This window comes from Erwinia sp. BNK-24-b, assembly GCF_047456155.1.
GTDB lineage: Bacteria > Pseudomonadota > Gammaproteobacteria > Enterobacterales > Enterobacteriaceae > Erwinia > Erwinia phyllosphaerae.
This window is the reverse complement of sequence record NZ_CP179901.1, coordinates 822,881-840,140: the sequence shown is the minus strand read 5'-3', so window position 1 is coordinate 840,140 and position 17,260 is coordinate 822,881. Positions and strand designations below refer to the sequence as shown.

Genomic DNA, 17,260 nt, shown 5'->3' with positions numbered 1-17,260 from the left:
GCGCTGGCGGTTACTGCTAACGACATGCCAGTACAGTGTTTGCAACATCATCTTAAAGTGGTGCATCCGGGAGGATTCGAACCTCCGACCGCTCGGTTCGTAGCCGAGTACTCTATCCAGCTGAGCTACGGATGCAAATGGCGGTGAGGCGGGGATTCGAACCCCGGATGCAGCTTTTGACCGCATACTCCCTTAGCAGGGGAGCGCCTTCAGCCTCTCGGCCACCTCACCATACGCGCTCTTATCGAGCTGTGCTTCTGAACTTGTTTCTGCTCATCGGCACTGCGTGGCGCACATATTACTTTCTGGGCCTTATAAGTCAAACATATTTTTTCACCGATGCGTTTGATTGCGCATTTACCCGCCAATATGGGTATTTGAAAAGCAAAAAGAGTGATTTATCAGCAACAATTGGCCTTTTCACAGAGAAAAAATGGAGGCAGGCCAGAAGGGAAACAGAGAAAGAAAACAGGGGAAATGGGGAAAAGCAGGCGAAAACCGGTAGCGCCTCGCCACTCTGGCGAGGCGCTGGATCCGTTAGTAACTCGTTTGCTGAGTTTTTTCGGCCTGAATGCGCTGATAGATCTCTTCGCGATGAACCGAAACTTCTTTAGGGGCATTCACACCAATGCGAACCTGGTTCCCTTTCACTCCCAGCACCGTTACAGTCACCTCATCACCGATCATGAGGGTTTCACCAACTCGACGAGTTAGAATAAGCATTCTTTGCTCCTTGAAAGATTAAAAGAGTCGGGTTCACTGGCGCCCGGCATTATCCATCATATAACGCTAAATGTAGACTATGACAAATACACGACAAGTGCACCATCGCAATAATACATTCTGCTGATACTTAGTTTAGCCGAAATACACACCAGCAACCTGACTTTGTGTTTTTTGCGTTTGCACCTGACAGAAAAACGCCGTGGAGCTGTGCCCACCGCGCTTTCCGGGATGCCTTTTTATAGTGTTACAGTTTTGCTGCCACCCAGCTTTCCACACCGGCCAGAGCCCCTGGTAGTGCTCCGGCATCGGTGCCGCCGGCCTGAGCCATATCTGGCCGGCCGCCGCCCTTACCGCCAACCTGAAGGGCTAACTCGCCCACCAGCTCGCCAGCTTTCACGCGGTCAGTGACATCTTTGGTTACGCCAGCAATCAACGAGACCTTTCCTTCAGCAACCGTCGCCAGCACGATTACGGCTGACTTCAGCTGATTTTTTAAATCGTCTACCATAGTGCGCAGCATTTTTGGTTCAACGTTACTCAGTTCGCTAACCAACAGCTTAACGCCTTTTACGTCAATAGCTTTGCTGCTCAGGGAAGCGCTTTCCTGCGCCGCCTGCTGATCTTTTAGCTGCTGTAGCTCTTTTTCCAGCGCCCTGACGTTGTCCATCAGGCCACGCACTTTCTCATTCAGGTTGCTGCTGTTAGCTTTAACCAGCTGCGCGATATCGTGCAGCTGCTCGCTTTGCGCGTACATCTGCTTCAGCGCACCCTCGCCCGTCACCGCCTCAATACGACGGATGCCTGCTGCGGTACCTGATTCTGAAGTGATACGGAACAGACCAATATCGCCCGTGCGGCTGGCATGCGTACCGCCACAAAGCTCGGTAGAGAAATCACCCATGGTCAGCACGCGTACGCGATCGTCATATTTTTCGCCAAAAAGCGCCATGGCACCCAGCGCTTTCGCGGCTTCCAGCTCCATCACGTTGGTATCGACCGGCAGATTGCGGCGGATCTGGGCGTTAACGATTTCTTCTACCTGACGAATTTCCTGCGGCTTCATCGCTTCGGAATGCGAGAAGTCAAAACGCAGATATTTATCATTAACCAGAGATCCTTTCTGCGCCACGTGATGGCCCAGTACCTGACGCAGCGCGGCATGCAGCAAATGCGTGGCGGAGTGGTTCAGCCTGATGCGGTCGCGGCGCGCTTCGTCAACGTGTGCCGCCAGACGATCGCCAATACGCAGCTGTCCGGAAGCAAGTTTGCCGACATGACCAATCGCCTGCGCATACTTTTGCGTATCGGTAACGGTGAAGGCCGCATTATCGTTACGTAGCTCACCCGTGTCGCCAACCTGACCACCCGATTCGCCATAGAACGGTGTTTCATCCAGGACGACGACGCCTTCCTGACCGGCACTGATTTTATCGGCTGGCTGGCCGTCGACAAAAATTGCCGTCACGGCAGCAGTCAGCGCCAGCTGGTCATAGCCTTTGAAGGTTGACGCCTCTTCAATGCGGATCACGTTATTGTAATCCGCGCCAAAGCCGCTGGCTTCACGGGCGCGCTGGCGCTGCTGCTCCATCGCTTTTTCAAAACCGGCTTCATCAATCTTCAGGTTGCGTTCGCGGCAGACGTCCGCCGTTAAGTCGACCGGGAAGCCGAAGGTGTCGTACAGGCGGAAAACGGTTTCGCCATCCAGCGTGTCGCCCTGCAGTTTTGCCAGCTCTTCATCCAGCAGCGCCAGACCGCGCTCCAGCGTTTTGGCGAACTGCTCTTCTTCCGTTTTCAGGATCTGTTCAACCTGCGCCTGCTGCTTCGCCAGCTCATCGCCTGCTGCACCCATCACTTCAATCAGCGGTGCAACCAGCTTCCAGAAGAAAGTGCCCTGCGCGCCCAGCATATTGCCGTGACGAATAGCACGACGAATAATGCGGCGCAGCACGTAACCACGGTTTTCGTTGGACGGGATCACGCCATCGCAAACGAGGAAAGCGCAGGAACGAATATGGTCAGCAATAACGCGCAGTGATTTGCTGGTGAGATCGCTAGCGCCGGTCACTTCCGCTACGGACTTGATCAGTTTCTGGAACAGATCGATTTCGTAGTTAGAGTTGACGTGTTGCAGCACGGCGGAGATACGCTCCAGTCCCATACCGGTATCGACAGAAGGTTTTGGCAGCGGCAGCATTGTACCGTCAGACTGACGATTGAACTGCATGAAAACGATGTTCCAGATCTCAATAAAGCGATCGCCGTCCTCTTCCGGGCTTCCCGGTGGGCCACCCCAGATATGGTCGCCGTGATCGAAGAAAATCTCGCTGCACGGGCCGCAAGGGCCGGTATCGCCCATCTGCCAGAAGTTATCGGAAGCGTAAGCGCCGCCTTTGTTGTCGCCGATACGAATAATACGCTCGCGCGGCACGCCAATTTCGTCTGCCCAGATGTTGAAAGCTTCATCATCGGTTTCATAGACGGTGACCCACAGCTTCTCTTTCGGCAGGGCGAACCATTCGGCGCTGGTCAACAGTTCCCAGGCAAAGCCAATCGCTTCACGCTTGAAATAGTCACCAAAGCTGAAGTTGCCCAGCATTTCGAAAAAGGTATGGTGGCGAGCGGTATAGCCAACGTTTTCCAGGTCATTATGTTTACCGCCTGCGCGCACGCAGCGCTGCGAGGTGGTAGCGCGCGAGTAGTTGCGCTTATCCTGGCCCAGGAAAACATCTTTGAACTGGTTCATACCGGCGTTGGTAAACAGCAACGTCGGGTCATTAGTCGGGACGAGGGAGCTACTGGCTACAACCTGGTGTCCCTTGCTATGGAAAAAGTCGAGAAACGCCTGGCGAATCTCCGCAGTGCTCTTGCTCATAATTGTCCTGGAATCACGCTAACGAAGGTGTCGTGGGTTTAACTGCGCCGTTCAGGCCAGCAACACACGAACAAAAAGTGGTGAATAAGATAAATTTTCTTCGGTACGAAGTAAAATCCCATCGGCGCTCAATCGCCAAAATTTGAAAAAATGCTGCGGATATCCTCTGAAAAGAAGCCTTTAGTCATCAAATAACGCTGCACTTTCGCTTTTTCTTTCCAGTCGGTGGGCAGCGGCAGGCCGAACTTGCGCTCCGCCGCGTCGAAAGCCATTTGCTGCCAGTCAATTTCAGTGGCCGCCAGCGTTTCATCAATCAGCGGCTTAGCCACGCCTTTTTGCCCCAGCTCCATGCGGATACGCTGCGGGCCGTAGCCTTTGCGGCTGCGGCTGGCGACGAAGCGCTCGGCAAAGCGGGCATCGTCAAGGTAGTTGCTTTCATAGCACCAGGCTACCACACGGTCAATCTGTTCTGGCGTGACGGGTTCTGGCTGCTGGGCCTGATTTTTGGCATACATCGCCGCGCGTTCGGCAGAAAGCGACAATTTGCGACGAAACTCGGCTTCGCTGTGATCGCGCATGGCCAGGATGCGCATCGCTCTGTCCAGCAGGCGAGTAAACTGGCTTCGTTCGGTGGCGTCAGACATCTTGCTCCGGTTTTCATTAGTCAAATCAGGATAAGGGTAGCGAGGAACAGCGAAAGAAACAAAGATGATTGAGATGAAAGTACCTGAACAGCAGATTCAGGACGCTGTTTCTGGCTGCGGGTGAAGAAAACAGCAGATTCAGGACGCTGTTTCTGGCTGCGGGTGAAGAAGCTTGTCAGCCAGCGGCGAAAAACCGATAGCTACTTTTAAACAGTTAATAGCTCTCCCTGAAGGCGCTAATAGCCGTTGTCAAAAAACCTGCGGCCACCGCCGACGTGACTCAGGCGGGAAAACAAAAAGGAGTGGCCTGAGCCACTCCTTATGATGGTTAACAACGTGCCGGTACGGCTGGCGAACTTAGAAGTTCTCGTTCGTTTCGCTTGCTTCGTCCGCGTCGTCTTTATCCGCAACAAAGTCAGGCGTGCTGTCCGGGTTGTTCATCAGCGTCGCGCGCAGTTTGGTTTCGATCTCTGTCGCCACAGCCGGATTCTCTTTCAGGAAGTTGCCGGCATTTGCCTTACCCTGACCGATTTTGTCACCGTTGTAGCTGTACCATGCGCCCGCTTTCTCAATCAGCTTGTGCTTAACGCCCAGGTCAACCAGCTCGCCGTAGATGTTGATGCCTTCGCCGTACATAATCTGGAATTCCGCCTGCTTAAACGGCGCAGCGATTTTGTTTTTCACTACCTTCACGCGGGTTTCGCTACCTACTACTTCGTCACCCTCTTTGATGGCGCCGATACGACGGATATCCAGACGGACGGAAGCGTAGAACTTCAGCGCGTTACCACCGGTAGTGGTTTCCGGGTTACCAAACATCACGCCGATTTTCATACGGATCTGGTTAATGAAGATCAGCAGCGTGTTGGAGTTCTTCAGGTTACCGGCCAGCTTACGCATTGCCTGGCTCATCATACGTGCCGCGAGGCCCATGTGAGAGTCACCGATTTCGCCTTCGATTTCCGCTTTTGGCGTCAGCGCCGCGACGGAGTCGACGATGATCACATCCACAGCACCGGAGCGTGCCAGCGCGTCACAGATTTCCAGCGCCTGCTCACCGGTATCCGGCTGAGAACAGAGCAGGTTATCGATATCCACGCCCAGTTTTTTGGCGTAGACGGGATCGAGCGCATGCTCGGCATCGATAAAGGCGCAGGTTTTGCCCTTGCGCTGTGCAGCAGCGATAACCTGCAGCGTCAGCGTGGTTTTACCGGAAGATTCCGGCCCGTAAATTTCGACGATACGGCCCATTGGCAGACCGCCCGCGCCAAGCGCGATATCCAGCGAAAGCGAACCGGTAGAGATGGTTTCCACATCCATAGTGCGGTCTTCACCCAGGCGCATGATGGAGCCTTTACCAAATTGTTTCTCAATCTGGCCCAGCGCTGCTGCCAGTGCTTTTTGCTTGTTTTCGTCAATAGCCATTTCCACTCCTAATCACGCGGGGGTAAAGCACGCTTGCGCGGCTTCGTGTCACAATCAATATGGGAACAATTATACTGTATAGTCATACAGTATCAAGCTTAATTTTTCAGAAAATGGTCACGCAGCAGCAACAGCGCATGAGCCGTGGCCTGGCGGCGTACGGAAGCGCGGTCGCCAGCGAAAATTTTGCGCTGCGCCAGCGAGTTAGCCTCAGCCGCCGCCAGGCCAAACCAGACCGTGCCAACAGGTTTTTCCGCCGTTCCGCCATCAGGCCCGGCAATGCCGCTGACGGCCACGGCATACTGTGCGCCAGCCTGTTTAAGCGCGCCTTCTGCCATTTCCCGCACTACCTGTTCGCTCACTGCGCCAAAGCTTTCCAGCGAAGCCTGACTGACACCGACCAGCGCCTGTTTGGCGTCATTGCTGTAGGTAACAAAGCCCCGCTCAAACCACTGTGAGCTACCGGCAGTATCGGTTAACACCTTAGCGATCCAGCCGCCGGTACAGGATTCAGCCGTCGCCACCGTGGCGTGTAAACGCTGCAAACGTTGGCCGACTTCAAGGCTCAACTGGCTTAGCTCATCATCCGTCATCAGAATTCCCTGCCCTCTCTTCAATGAAAAGAAAGATTAGCACTTTTTAGCACGGGCAGAAGGAAGAATGGCAAGGTTTGCGAGGCGTCTTCCTGAATAACGCGTTGAAAAGCAGATGACAAACAGGAGGTTATGAAGAAGCGCGCCCGGATGGCGCGCTAGTGAGTGTTACAGGCTTCGGCGAGCGTCCCGTACGGCTTCACCCAACTGCCACACGGCCATCGCATAGTGGTTGCTGTGGTTATAGCGGGTGATGGCATAGAAGTTTGGTAGCCCATACCAGTATTGATAGTAGGTCCCCATATCGAAGCGCAGCAGGCTAACCTGCTGTTCTTGCAGCGGCACCTGTGGCGACAGGCCAGCCTCGGCCAGCTGCGACAGCGTATAGCGAGTTTTAAAGCCGTTTTCCAGCAAAGGAGCCTGGCCGTTAGCCGGAACGGCAACGGTTTCGCCTTTTACCCAACCGTGCGCCTGGAAGTAATGCGCGACGCTGCCGATGGCATCAACCGGATCCCATAAGTTGATATGGCCATCGCCGTTGAAATCCACCGCATATTGTTTAAACGATGACGGCATAAACTGACCGTAGCCCATCGCTCCGGCAAAAGAGCCACGTAAATCGAGCGGATCGTCATTCTCTTCTTTTGCCATCAACAGGAAGGTTTCCAGCTCGCTGCTGAAATAGTCGGCGCGGCGCGGATAGGCAAAGGAGAGCGTTGCCAGCGCATCGATAATACGGGTTTTACCCATCACGCGTCCCCAGCGGGTTTCAACGCCGATGATGCCAACGATAATTTCCGGCGGGACGCCGTAAACCTGCCAGGCGCGATTGAGCGCATCCTGATACTGGTTCCAGAACTGCACGCCATTCTGCACGTTATCCGGCACGATAAATTTTTTGCGGTAGCGGATCCACGCGCCGTTTGGCCCGGAAGGCGGCTGATAAGAGGGGGCCTGGCGATCCATCAACCGCAACACCCAGTCGAGGCGCTTTGCCTGCGCCAGCACGTTGTGCAGCTGCTGCCGGTCAAAGTTGTGCTCGCGCACCATTTTATCGATAAACGCTTCTGCTGACGGACTGTTAGCGAAATCGCCGTCCAGCGGAGCCACATTATGCGCAGGATCTAACAGAAAACGGTTGCCGCCCTGAAAAGGGTTGCCGTACGGCTCGGGCTGCGGTGCTTTGCTGCTACAGGCGGAAAGCAGTACCAGCGCGGGTAAAAGTGTGGCCAGACAACGCATTGGATATCCATATGAAACGAAAAGTAGAACTTATGTTAGAGCATAGATCGCGATGATGAAAACAGATGTTACGTAAACCAGTTTCTTTTCTGCCGGGCCGTTTTGCTGCCGTTATAAAGCCGACAATATTCGGCAGGTAAAAAGCCATTTTATGCATGGCTAAAGCTGGCGGTATTAACGTTATGATTTGTCGGCGAAGCAGCTTAAACGCCCGCCGACAGCCAGCCCTACAACGCGACCAGTGAATCCCGGTTAATCTCAGCTATCGATTTTGCGCCGGTTAACGTCATCGCCACGCGCATCTCCTTTTCCATCAGCGATAGCAGATTTTCCACGCCCGCCTCGCCCGCCGCCGCCAGCGCATAAATAAAGGCCCTGCCCAGCAGCACGCTGTCTGCGCCCAGCGCAATCATCCGCACCACGTCCAGACCGGTACGAATACCTGAATCCGCCAGGATTTTGATATCGCCTTTCACCGCATCGGCAATAGCAGGCAACGCGCGTGCCGTCGACAGTACGCCATCAAGCTGTCTACCACCGTGGTTGGATATCACAATCCCGTCGGCACCAAAGCTGACCGCGTCTTTCGCATCCTGCGGATCCAGAATGCCTTTAATGATCATCGGCCCTTGCCAGAACTCCCGGATCCACTCCAGGTCTTTCCACGAGATCGACGGATCGAAATTTGCGCCCAGCCAGCCAATATAGTCTTCCAGCGTGGTGGGATGACCGCGATAAGCAGAGACGTTCCCCAAATCGTGTGGTTTGCCGTTCAGGCCGACATCCCATGCCCAATGCGGATGCAACATTGCCTGAATAATGCGTCGCGCTGCGGCGTTCGGGCCGCTCATACCGGAGTGTGCATCACGATAGCGCGCGCCGGGAACCGGCATATCTACGGTAAACACCAGCGTGGTGACGCCCGCCGCCCTGGCGCGTTCCAGCGCGTTACGCATAAAGCCACGATCTTTCAGCACGTAAAGCTGGAACCACATTGGGCGCTGGATAGCTGGCGCAACCTCTTCAATCGGGCAGACGGAAACCGTAGAAAGCGTAAAAGGGATGCCCTTTTTTTCCGCTGCGCGAGCCGCCTGTACTTCACCGCGTCTGGCATACATACCGGTTAGCCCTACCGGTGCAAGAATGACCGGCATCGCCAGCTTTTCGTTAAACAGCGTGGTTTCCAGACTCAGCTCGGACATGTTGTTCAGCACGCGCTGGCGCAGTGCGATGTCGGCCAGATCGGCGGTATTGCGCTTTAGCGTGTGCTCGCTATAGGCCCCGCCATCGATATAGTGGAATAAAAAAGGCGGCAGCCTGCGCTGCGCTGCCTTGCGATAGTCCGTTGATGCAGAAATGATCATCAGCTCTCCTGCCCTGTTAAAACGCTGGCTCCATAATGAGCAAAAAAAGAGCCGCGACGGCGGCTCGTAATAACAGGCAGTGTAGTAGAGGAGAAAAGCGGATACGCTGAGCAACATCTCAACATAACGTTAACAACTTGCGTATCGCCCTTTTTGCAAAAAAATCAACGCCGATTACGTACCAGCTGATAGCGACGGGTCAGATATTCCAGCGGCACGCTCCAGATATGCACCAGGCGGCAGAATGGAAACAGAAGAAACAGCGTCATGCCCAGCACCATATGGATGCGGTAAATCAGCGCAACGCCTGCCAGATGCTGAGATGCGCCGCCGTGGAAGGTTACTATGGCCTGCGCCCAGCCTACCAGCTTCATCATTTCGCTGCCGTCCATATGCTGTGCGGAGAAAAGAATGGTCAGCAGACCCAGCGCAGCCTGCGCCACCAGCAGCGTCAGAATCAAAATATCGCCCGTGCTGCTGGTTGCCCTGACGCGTGGATTAAGCAGGCGGCGCTTCAGCAGCAGCCCGCCGCCCACCAGCGTCATTAAACCGCAAAGGCCACCGGCAACCATTGCCAGCTTCTGCTTGACGGCAATCGGTAAAAAGGACTCGTACATCCAGTGCGGCGTCAGCAGGCCAACAAAATGGCCGAAAAAAATCCCGATAATGCCGATATGAAACAGATTAGAGGCAAGCCGCATGCCTTTTTTATCCAGCATCTGGCTGGAACCGGCGCGCCAGCTGTACTGGCCATAGTCATAGCGTAGCCAGCTGCCGATTAAAAAGACGCTGCCCGCCAGGTATGGATAAATATCGAAAAAGAAACCCGTCAAAAAATTCATGATGAATGTCCCGTGGATGTTGTTATCGCCGCCACGTCCAGATACTGCGGCGTCACCGCGTCGGCAAAACGCCGTTGATGCGCTGCCTGCTGTGCCGAAGCGCAGCCCTGCTCGCCGAGAAACTTGATCTGCTCTTCTTCCCACACGGCATCCAGCGCCGCAGGCGTATCGTCGCGGGCTTCTTTGCCTACCCGGGGTCTAAGATCTTCCGCCGCCAGTCCGGATTCGGCCAGCGCCAGCAGCAGATCAAACAGCTCACCGTAGCGGCTCTGGCGCTGATGCAGCCTGGCGGCCAGCAAGGCCAGAATCGGCGCGATATCCGCAAGGCCGGATCGCGCGCGCGCAGCGTCCAGGCTGGCAAGATATTCCAGATAGAGCGGCAGAAAATCGGGCAGCTCTTTTGCCGTTAGCTCCAGCCCGTCGGCCCGATATTGATCCAGCAGATCGACCATCGCCTGGCCACGATCTCGCGATTCACCATGAACGTGCTCAAACAGCAGCAGCGAGGTAGCACGACCGCGATCGAACAGTTCGCAGTAGTCGGCCTGCCTGTCCAGCAGCGGGCTGGCGCACAGCGTGGTGATGAACTGAGACAGGCGCGTCCGTTGTGCAGTAGTCAACTCGCTGGCTTTTTCCAGCGCCGTAATCAGCTCGGCCTGATGCGTAAACAGCGCTTCGTCCGGATAGTCCAGCAGCCGGGCAAGTATATTTAAAGCGATCATTGCGGCTTCTCCGACTTGTTGCCGATATCAATAGCGTCAATACGGCGGCTGTTAAACAGGTTAAATTTGCCGTCGCTGCCCCGGCAGCCATCGCCAAAGCTGAAGCCGCAGCCTTTGCTTTCAGGAAAAGCTTCGCGCGCCAGCTCACGATGGCTGGAAGGCACGACAAAGCGATCTTCATAATTAGCGATAGCCAGATAGCGGTACATCTCCTGCGCCTGCGCTTCGCTCAGGCCAACCTCTTCCAGCGCGCGGGTATCCTTCTCGTTATCAACGGTTTCCGCACGCTTGTAGTGACGCATCGCCAGCATCCTTTTCAGCGCCAGTAACACCGGCTCGGTATCGCCAGCGGTCAGCAAATTCGCCAGGTACTGCACGGGGATGCGCAGGCTTTCTACATCCGGCAATATGCCGTTGTGCGCCAGCTTGCCCGCATCCGCCGCGCTTTGAATCGGCGACAGCGGTGGCACATACCAGACCATCGGCAGCGTACGGTATTCCGGGTGCAGCGGTAGCGCCAGCTTCCACTCCATCGCCATTTTGTAGACCGGCGAACGCTGCGCGGCGTCGATTACGCTTTGCGGAATGCCTTCTTTTAACGCTTCGGCGATAACCTGCGGATCGTCAGGGTCAAGGAAGATCTCCCTCTGGCTCTGGTAGAGATCCTGCTCGTGTTCGGTTGAGGCCGCCTGGGCGATGCGATCCGCGTCATACAGCAGCACGCCAAGATAGCGAATGCGGCCCACGCAGGTTTCCGAGCAGACCGTCGGCTGGCCCGCTTCGATGCGCGGATAGCAGAAAATACATTTCTCCGACTTACCGCTTTTCCAGTTGAAGTAAATTTTTTTATAAGGGCAGCCGGTCAGGCACATGCGCCAGCCGCGGCACTTGTCCTGGTCGATCAGCACAATGCCGTCTTCGCCACGTTTGTAGATCGCGCCGCTTGGGCAGGTGGCGACGCAGGCGGGATTGAGGCAGTGTTCGCACAGCCGCGGCAGATAGGCCATAAAAGTGTGCTCAAACTGGCCGTACATCTCTTTCTGCATCCGATCGAAATTTTTATCCTGCGAACGCTTAGAAAATTCGCCGCCCAGAATCTCTTCCCAGTTCGGGCCATTCTCGATTTTCTGCATGCGCTGGCCGGTGATCAGCGAGCGTGGCCGCGCGACTGGCTGATGTTTGCCGGCGGGCGCGTTATGCAGATGCTGATAGTCGTAGTCGAACGGCTCGTAGTAATCATCCAGCCCCGGCACGTCAGGGTTGGCGAAGATTTTCGACAGCAGTCCAACGCGATTACCCATGCGCGGCACCAGCCTGCCGTTGATTTTACGGATCCAGCCGCCCCGCCATTTTTCCTGATCTTCCCAGGCGTGCGGATAGCCGACGCCCGGTTTGCTTTCGACATTGTTAAACCAGGCGTATTCCATGCCTTCACGGCTGGTCCAGACGTTTTTACAGGTTACGGAACAGGTATGGCAGCCGATACATTTATCCAGATTCAGCACCATGCCGACCTGCGAGCGAATTTTCATGGTTTGATCTCCTGCTGGCTGCCCTGGCGGCTGTCGTTGCCTTCATCGTCTAACCAGTTGACGTTATTCATTTTGCGCACCACCACGAACTCATCGCGGTTGGAGCCTACGGTGCCGTAATAGTTGAAACCGTAGGAGAGCTGCGCATAGCCGCCGATCATGTGGGTTGGTTTAGGGCAGGCGCGGGTAACGGAGTTATGAATGCCGCCGCGCTGGCCGGTGATTTCCGAACCGGGAATATTTACGATGCGTTCCTGCGCGTGATACATCATGGTCATCCCGGCGGGAATACGCTGGCTAACGACCGCGCGAGCGGTCAGCGAGCCGTTGGCGTTAAAGGCTTCTATCCAGTCGTTATCCGCAATACCCAGCTCGCGGGCGTCCTCTTCGCTCATCCAGACGATGGGGCCGCCGCGCGACAGCGTCAGCATCAGCAGATTGTCGCTATAGGTAGAGTGAATGCCCCACTTCTGGTGCGGCGTCAGGAAATTCAGCGCTTTCTCCGGATTACCGTTCGGCTTCTGGTTGAGCAAAGGCTTAGCCGCGCGGGTATCAATCGGCGGACGATAAACCAGCAGGCTTTCGCCAAAGGCGCGCATCCACTCGTGATCCTGATAAAGCTGCTGGCGTCCGCTGAGCGTACGCCACGGGATTAGCTCGTGAACATTGGTGTAGCAGGCGTTATAGGAGACATGCTCGTCTTCCAGTCCTGACCAGGTTGGGCTGGAGATGATTTTGCGCGGCTGCGCCTGGATATCCCGAAAACGGATCTTTTCATCTTCTTTGTTTAATGCCAGATGGCTATGGTCGCGTCCGGTGATTTCGCTCAGCGCCTGCCAGGCTTTTACCGCTACCTGACCGTTGGTTTCCGGCGCCAGCGACAGGATCACTTCGGCGGCATCAATGGCGCTGTCGATGTTAGGACGGCCCGCCGCTGGCCCTTCGGCCTTGACGTAGTTCAGCTCTTTAAGGAAATCGACCTCTTTTTGCGTGTTCCAGCTGATGCCTTTGCCGCCGTTGCCCAGCTTGTCGAGCAGTGGGCCAAGCGAGGTAAAGCGCTCCCAGGTGGCCGGATAGTCACGCTCGACTGCGATAAGATGCGGCGCGGTTTTGCCCGGAATCAGATCGCATTCGCCCTTTTTCCACTCTGCGACGTCAAAAGCCTGCGCCAGCTCTGCCGGAGAGTCGTGCTGTACCGGCAGCGTGACCACGTCGGTTTCCACGCCCAGGTGGCCGGGGCAAAGTTCCGAAAAGGCTTTGGCGATGCCTTTATAGATTTCCCAGTCGCTTTTGGCTTCCCAGGCCGGATCGACCGCCGCCGACAGCGGATGAATAAACGGATGCATATCCGAGGTATTCATATCGTCCTTTTCGTACCAGGTAGCGGTCGGCAGCACGATATCGGAATAGAGACAGGTGCTCGACAGGCGGAAATCCAGCGTGACGACCAGATCCAGCTTGCCTTCACCGCCCTGCTCCTGCCATTCCACTTCTTCCGGCCTTACGCCGCCCTTCGCGCCTAAATCTTTGCCCTGAATACCGTGTTCCGTACCCAGTAAATATTTGAGCATGTACTCATGGCCTTTGCCGGATGAGCCAAGCAGATTTGAGCGCCAGACAAACATATTACGCGGGAAGTTCTGCGGATTGTCCGGCTGTTCAGCGGCAAAGCGCAGCGTTCCTTCTTTCAGGCTCTGTACGGTAAAATCCACCGGCGAAAGGCCAGCGGCTTTAGCCTGTGCGGCAATGTTCAGCGGGTTGCTGTTTAGCTGTGGGGCGGAAGGTAACCAGCCCATCCGCTCGGAACGTACGTTAAAATCGATCAGGCTGCCGCCGTAGCGCTTTTTATCCGCCAGCGGAGAAAGCAGTTCGCTGGTCTGCACGGTTTCATAGCGCCACTGGCTGGAGTGGTTATAAAAGAACGAGGTGCTGTTCATATGGCGCGGCGGACGCTGCCAGTCAAGGGCAAACGCCAGCGGCGTCCAGCCGGTTTGCGGCCGCAGTTTTTCCTGACCGACGTAGTGCGCCCAACCGCCGCCGCTCTGCCCGACGCAGCCGCAGAAGACCAGCATATTAATCAATCCACGGTAGTTCATATCCATGTGATACCAGTGGTTCATCCCGGCCCCGACAATGATCATCGAGCGGCCACGCGTTTTCTCCGCGTTTTCGGCAAATTCACGGGCCAGGCGAATAATGTTTTGCCGGGAGACGCCGGTAATCTGTTCGGCCCAGGCAGGGCTGTAGGTTTTGACTTCATCATAGCTGCGGGCGCAGTTGTCATCTTCCAGGCCGCGATCCAGCCCGTAATTGGCCAGCGTCAGATCGTAAACGCTGGTGACCAGCGCTTCGCTACCGTCCGCCAGCTGCAATCTTTTTACCGGCAGCTTGTGCAGCAGGATTTCTTCCAGCGTCACGCTGTTGAAGTTTTCACTCTCCGTGCCGCCAAAGTAGGGAAAGCCGACGTCGACTACCGCATCATGGCTGTGCAACAGGCTAAGCTGTAGCGTCACTTCCTGCTGCGTTCCGCCTTCGCGCTGCTCCAGATTCCATTTGCCTTTTTCGCCCCAGCGATAGCCGATAGATCCTTGTGGTGCCACCAGCTCGCCGCTGGTCTGGTCGATAGCGATGGTTTTCCACTGCGGATTATTTTCCTGGCCAAGGTTATCAATCAGATCGCTGGCGCGCAGCTGACGGCCAGCGGCGTAATAACCCCCTTCGCGCCGCTCCAGCAGTACCAGCATCGGCATATCGGTGTAGCTGCGGACATAGTCGCGGAAGTAGCCTACCTCGCGGTCAAGGTGAAACTCTTGCAGGATGACGTGACCCAGCGCGAGCGCGAGCGCGCTATCGGTACCCTGTTTGGGATTGAGCCACTGGTCACACAGCTTGGCGACTTCGGCATAATCTGGCGTGATGGCGACAGTTTTGGTGCCTTTATAGCGTACTTCGGTAAAGAAATGCGCATCCGGCGTGCGCGTCTGCGGCACGTTAGAGCCCCAGGCGATAATGTAAGAGGAGTTATACCAGTCGGCCGACTCCGGCACGTCGGTCTGTTCGCCCCATGTCATTGGCGAAGCGGGCGGCAGATCGCAATACCAGTCGTAGAAGCTCAGGCAGACGCCGCCAATCAGCGACAGATAGCGCGCGCCAGCGGCATAGGAAACCATCGACATCGCCGGGATCGGCGAAAAGCCAACGATGCGATCGGGGCCGAAGGTTTTTGCCGTATAAATATTGGCAGCGGCAATCAGCTCGTTAACCTCCTGCCAGCTGGAGCGAACAAAACCGCCGCGACCGCGCGCGATCTTATAGCTTTTCGCTTTTTCAGGATCGCTAACGATCGATCCCCAGGCCGCCACGGGATCCTGATGGGCCACTTTCGCCTCGCGCCACAGCTGCAACAGCTTTTTGCGCATTAGCGGATATTTCAGGCGGTTGGCGCTGTAAAGGTACCAGGAATAGCTGGCACCACGCGGACAGCCGCGCGGTTCATGGTTGGGTAAATCCGGACGCGTGCGCGGATAGTCGGTCTGCTGCGTTTCCCAGGTTACCAGACCGTTTTTGACGTAAATTTTCCAGCTACAGGAGCCGGTACAGTTTACGCCATGGGTCGAGCGCACGATTTTGTCGTGCTGCCAGCGGCTACGGTAGCCCTCTTCCCAGTCGCGATTGGTATTGAGTGTCTGACCGTGCTGGCCAGAAAAAGGCTCCGCTAACTGTTTAAAGTAGCGAAACCGATCGAGAAATTTGCTCATCCGGAAAACTCCTGAAGGCTTTAGGGTGACATTGCTTAAGCGGCGCAGGGACGTAGCCTGCGCGCGTTTATCAGAATCGATTTTTGCGGCCGTATACCAGCCAGGTCACGCCGATGCATACCAGATAAAAGGCGAGGAAAATTTTCATCGCGCCCGTTGGCGTGCCCAGCATGGACAGAGAAAGCCCAAAGGTCTGCGGGATAAAAAATCCGCCCAGTGCGCCAATTGCGGAAATAAAACCCAGCGCGGCAGACGTTTCGGTAACGGCTTCACGCTGTGCATCTTCTGCGCTTTTACCTGCCGCGGCGCTTTTTTCCAGCGTCAGTTTGCGGAAGATGACGGCAATCATCTGGTAGGTTGAACCGCTACCCAGCCCCGCCGTTAAAAACAGCCCCATAAAGACGCCGAAGAAGGCCACAAACGAGCCGGCCCTGCTGGCATCAGGCAGCGTCAGAAACAGCAGCGCGGCGAAAATAGCCATCAGCACAAAGTTGATTAGCGTGACCCGCACGCCGCCAAAACGATCGGAAATCATTCCGCCTGCGGAACGTGCCAGCGCGCCCAGCAGCGGGCCGAGAAAGGCAAACTGTAAGATGCTGACATCGGGAAACTGCGTTTTTGCCAGCATGGCAAATCCCGCCGAAAAGCCGATAAAGGAGCCGAAGGTCGCCAGATAGAGCAGTGCCATAATCCACAGATGGCCGCGCTTCAGTACCGGTAGCTGTTCGCGCAGCGAGGATTTCGCTGCCGCCAGATCGTTCATGCCAAACCACGCCGCCAGCGTGGCGACAGCCAGAAACGGCACCCAGATCCAGGCCGCATTTTCCAGCCAGATAGTCTCACCGCTGGCCAGCGTCTGCGCTTCACCGCCAAACAGGCTAAAAATGCCGAAGGAAACCGCCAGCGGCGCGACAAACTGCATCACGCTGACGCCCAGGTTCCCCAGGCCGCCGTTAATACCCAGCGCGCCGCCCTGCTGTGCTTTGGGAAAAAAGAAGCTGATGTTGCCCATGCTGGAGGCAAAGTTTGCTCCGGCAAAGCCACACAGCAGCGCAATAAGCGTAAAAGTGGTAAAGGAGGTGCTGGTATCCTGAACGGCAAAGCCCAGCCATACGCAGGGAACCAGTAGAATGCCGGTGCTAAAGGCCGTCCAGCGCCGTCCGCCAACAAGTGGGATAACAAAGGAGTAAGGAATACGCAGCAGCGCGCCGGAAACCGACGGCAGCGCCGTCAGTAAAAAGAGCTGATCGGTAGTAAAAGTAAAGCCGACCTTATTTAAATTTACCGTTACCGCGCTGAACAGCATCCAGACGCAAAACGCCAGCAACAGGCAGAAAACGGAAATCCACAGGTTACGGCTGGCGATACGTTTTCCATGCTGCTGCCAGAACTCGCTGTTCTCCGGCTGCCACGTCTGGATTACCGCGCTGTTTTGCCTGGGGTGAAGTGGGACAAGCTGCGACATAATATTCTCCGGGTTAATCGTGCGCATTCTGCGTAACGCGTCTCCGGGCCAGGTTGACTTAAATCAACGAGGATG

General features: G+C 55.8%; 12 protein-coding genes and 2 tRNA genes. All 14 read right to left on the bottom strand.

Annotated features, from left to right (window positions below; genetic code table 11):
• Positions 1–58: 58 nt before the first annotated feature.
• The 14 genes from ACMGGR_RS03850 to ACMGGR_RS03785 all read right to left on the bottom strand — a co-directional run bounded on the left by ACMGGR_RS03850 (position 59) and on the right by ACMGGR_RS03785 (position 17,185).
• Positions 59–135, bottom strand: a tRNA-Arg gene (locus tag ACMGGR_RS03850).
• Positions 136–138: 3 nt separating this feature from the next.
• Positions 139–231 (bottom strand) — tRNA-Ser (locus ACMGGR_RS03845).
• A 306-nt stretch (positions 232–537) separates the two neighbouring features.
• On the bottom strand, positions 538–723 hold the full coding sequence (gene csrA, locus ACMGGR_RS03840; RefSeq protein WP_004155916.1) for a carbon storage regulator CsrA: 186 nt from the start codon (positions 721–723) through the stop codon (positions 538–540).
• A gap of 247 nt (positions 724–970) precedes the next feature.
• The gene (alaS, locus tag ACMGGR_RS03835) at positions 971–3,598 is read right to left on the bottom strand and encodes an alanine--tRNA ligase (RefSeq protein ID WP_414148212.1); all 2,628 of its coding nucleotides are present in this window, start codon (positions 3,596–3,598) and stop codon (positions 971–973) included.
• 128 nt (positions 3,599–3,726) lie between these two features.
• Entirely contained in the window at positions 3,727–4,242 is a 516-nt protein-coding gene (locus ACMGGR_RS03830; protein WP_246761855.1) for a regulatory protein RecX, read from the bottom strand.
• A gap of 357 nt (positions 4,243–4,599) precedes the next feature.
• Complete coding sequence (gene recA / locus ACMGGR_RS03825) at positions 4,600–5,667, bottom strand: recombinase RecA (protein WP_246761853.1); 1,068 nt, start codon at positions 5,665–5,667, stop codon at positions 4,600–4,602.
• Between the two features lie 98 nt (positions 5,668–5,765).
• On the bottom strand, positions 5,766–6,260 hold the full coding sequence (gene pncC / locus ACMGGR_RS03820; protein ID WP_414148211.1) for a nicotinamide-nucleotide amidase: 495 nt from the start codon (positions 6,258–6,260) through the stop codon (positions 5,766–5,768).
• Between the two features lie 168 nt (positions 6,261–6,428).
• Positions 6,429–7,502 carry a lytic murein transglycosylase B gene (gene mltB, locus ACMGGR_RS03815; protein ID WP_414148210.1) on the bottom strand — a complete coding sequence of 358 codons (1,074 nt, stop codon included), beginning with the start codon at positions 7,500–7,502 and terminating at the stop codon, positions 6,429–6,431.
• 227 nt (positions 7,503–7,729) lie between these two features.
• Positions 7,730–8,866: an FMN-dependent L-lactate dehydrogenase LldD gene (lldD, locus tag ACMGGR_RS03810; RefSeq protein ID WP_414148209.1), complete on the bottom strand. Its 1,137-nt coding sequence runs from the start codon at positions 8,864–8,866 to the stop codon at positions 7,730–7,732.
• Positions 8,867–9,030: 164 nt separating this feature from the next.
• On the bottom strand, positions 9,031–9,708 hold the full coding sequence (gene narI, locus ACMGGR_RS03805; RefSeq protein ID WP_414148208.1) for a respiratory nitrate reductase subunit gamma: 678 nt from the start codon (positions 9,706–9,708) through the stop codon (positions 9,031–9,033).
• Complete coding sequence (narJ, locus tag ACMGGR_RS03800) at positions 9,705–10,430, bottom strand: nitrate reductase molybdenum cofactor assembly chaperone (RefSeq protein WP_414148207.1); 726 nt, start codon at positions 10,428–10,430, stop codon at positions 9,705–9,707. Before narJ ends, narI begins: the two co-directional genes overlap by 4 nt.
• Positions 10,427–11,962: a nitrate reductase subunit beta gene (gene narH / locus ACMGGR_RS03795; protein ID WP_414148206.1), complete on the bottom strand. Its 1,536-nt coding sequence runs from the start codon at positions 11,960–11,962 to the stop codon at positions 10,427–10,429. Before narH ends, narJ begins: the two co-directional genes overlap by 4 nt.
• Complete coding sequence (locus ACMGGR_RS03790; RefSeq protein ID WP_414148205.1) at positions 11,959–15,720, bottom strand: nitrate reductase subunit alpha; 3,762 nt, start codon at positions 15,718–15,720, stop codon at positions 11,959–11,961. Before ACMGGR_RS03790 ends, narH begins: the two co-directional genes overlap by 4 nt.
• 70 nt (positions 15,721–15,790) lie before the next feature.
• Complete coding sequence (locus ACMGGR_RS03785) at positions 15,791–17,185, bottom strand: NarK family nitrate/nitrite MFS transporter (RefSeq protein WP_414148204.1); 1,395 nt, start codon at positions 17,183–17,185, stop codon at positions 15,791–15,793.
• Between the last annotated feature and the right edge of the window lie 75 nt (positions 17,186–17,260).

Coding starts and splice junctions, on each gene's coding strand:
- csrA (WP_004155916.1), bottom strand. CDS start 723: ATGCTTATTCTAACTCGTCGAGTTGGTGAAACCCTCATGATCGGTGAT.
- alaS (WP_414148212.1), bottom strand. CDS start 3,598: ATGAGCAAGAGCACTGCGGAGATTCGCCAGGCGTTTCTCGACTTTTTC.
- ACMGGR_RS03830 (WP_246761855.1), bottom strand. CDS start 4,242: ATGTCTGACGCCACCGAACGAAGCCAGTTTACTCGCCTGCTGGACAGA.
- recA (WP_246761853.1), bottom strand. CDS start 5,667: ATGGCTATTGACGAAAACAAGCAAAAAGCACTGGCAGCAGCGCTGGGC.
- pncC (WP_414148211.1), bottom strand. CDS start 6,260: ATGACGGATGATGAGCTAAGCCAGTTGAGCCTTGAAGTCGGCCAACGT.
- mltB (WP_414148210.1), bottom strand. CDS start 7,502: ATGCGTTGTCTGGCCACACTTTTACCCGCGCTGGTACTGCTTTCCGCC.
- lldD (WP_414148209.1), bottom strand. CDS start 8,866: ATGATCATTTCTGCATCAACGGACTATCGCAAGGCAGCGCAGCGCAGG.
- narI (WP_414148208.1), bottom strand. CDS start 9,708: ATGAATTTTTTGACGGGTTTCTTTTTCGATATTTATCCATACCTGGCG.
- narJ (WP_414148207.1), bottom strand. CDS start 10,430: ATGATCGCTTTAAATATACTTGCCCGGCTGCTGGACTATCCGGACGAA.
- narH (WP_414148206.1), bottom strand. CDS start 11,962: ATGAAAATTCGCTCGCAGGTCGGCATGGTGCTGAATCTGGATAAATGT.
- ACMGGR_RS03790 (WP_414148205.1), bottom strand. CDS start 15,720: ATGAGCAAATTTCTCGATCGGTTTCGCTACTTTAAACAGTTAGCGGAG.
- ACMGGR_RS03785 (WP_414148204.1), bottom strand. CDS start 17,185: ATGTCGCAGCTTGTCCCACTTCACCCCAGGCAAAACAGCGCGGTAATC.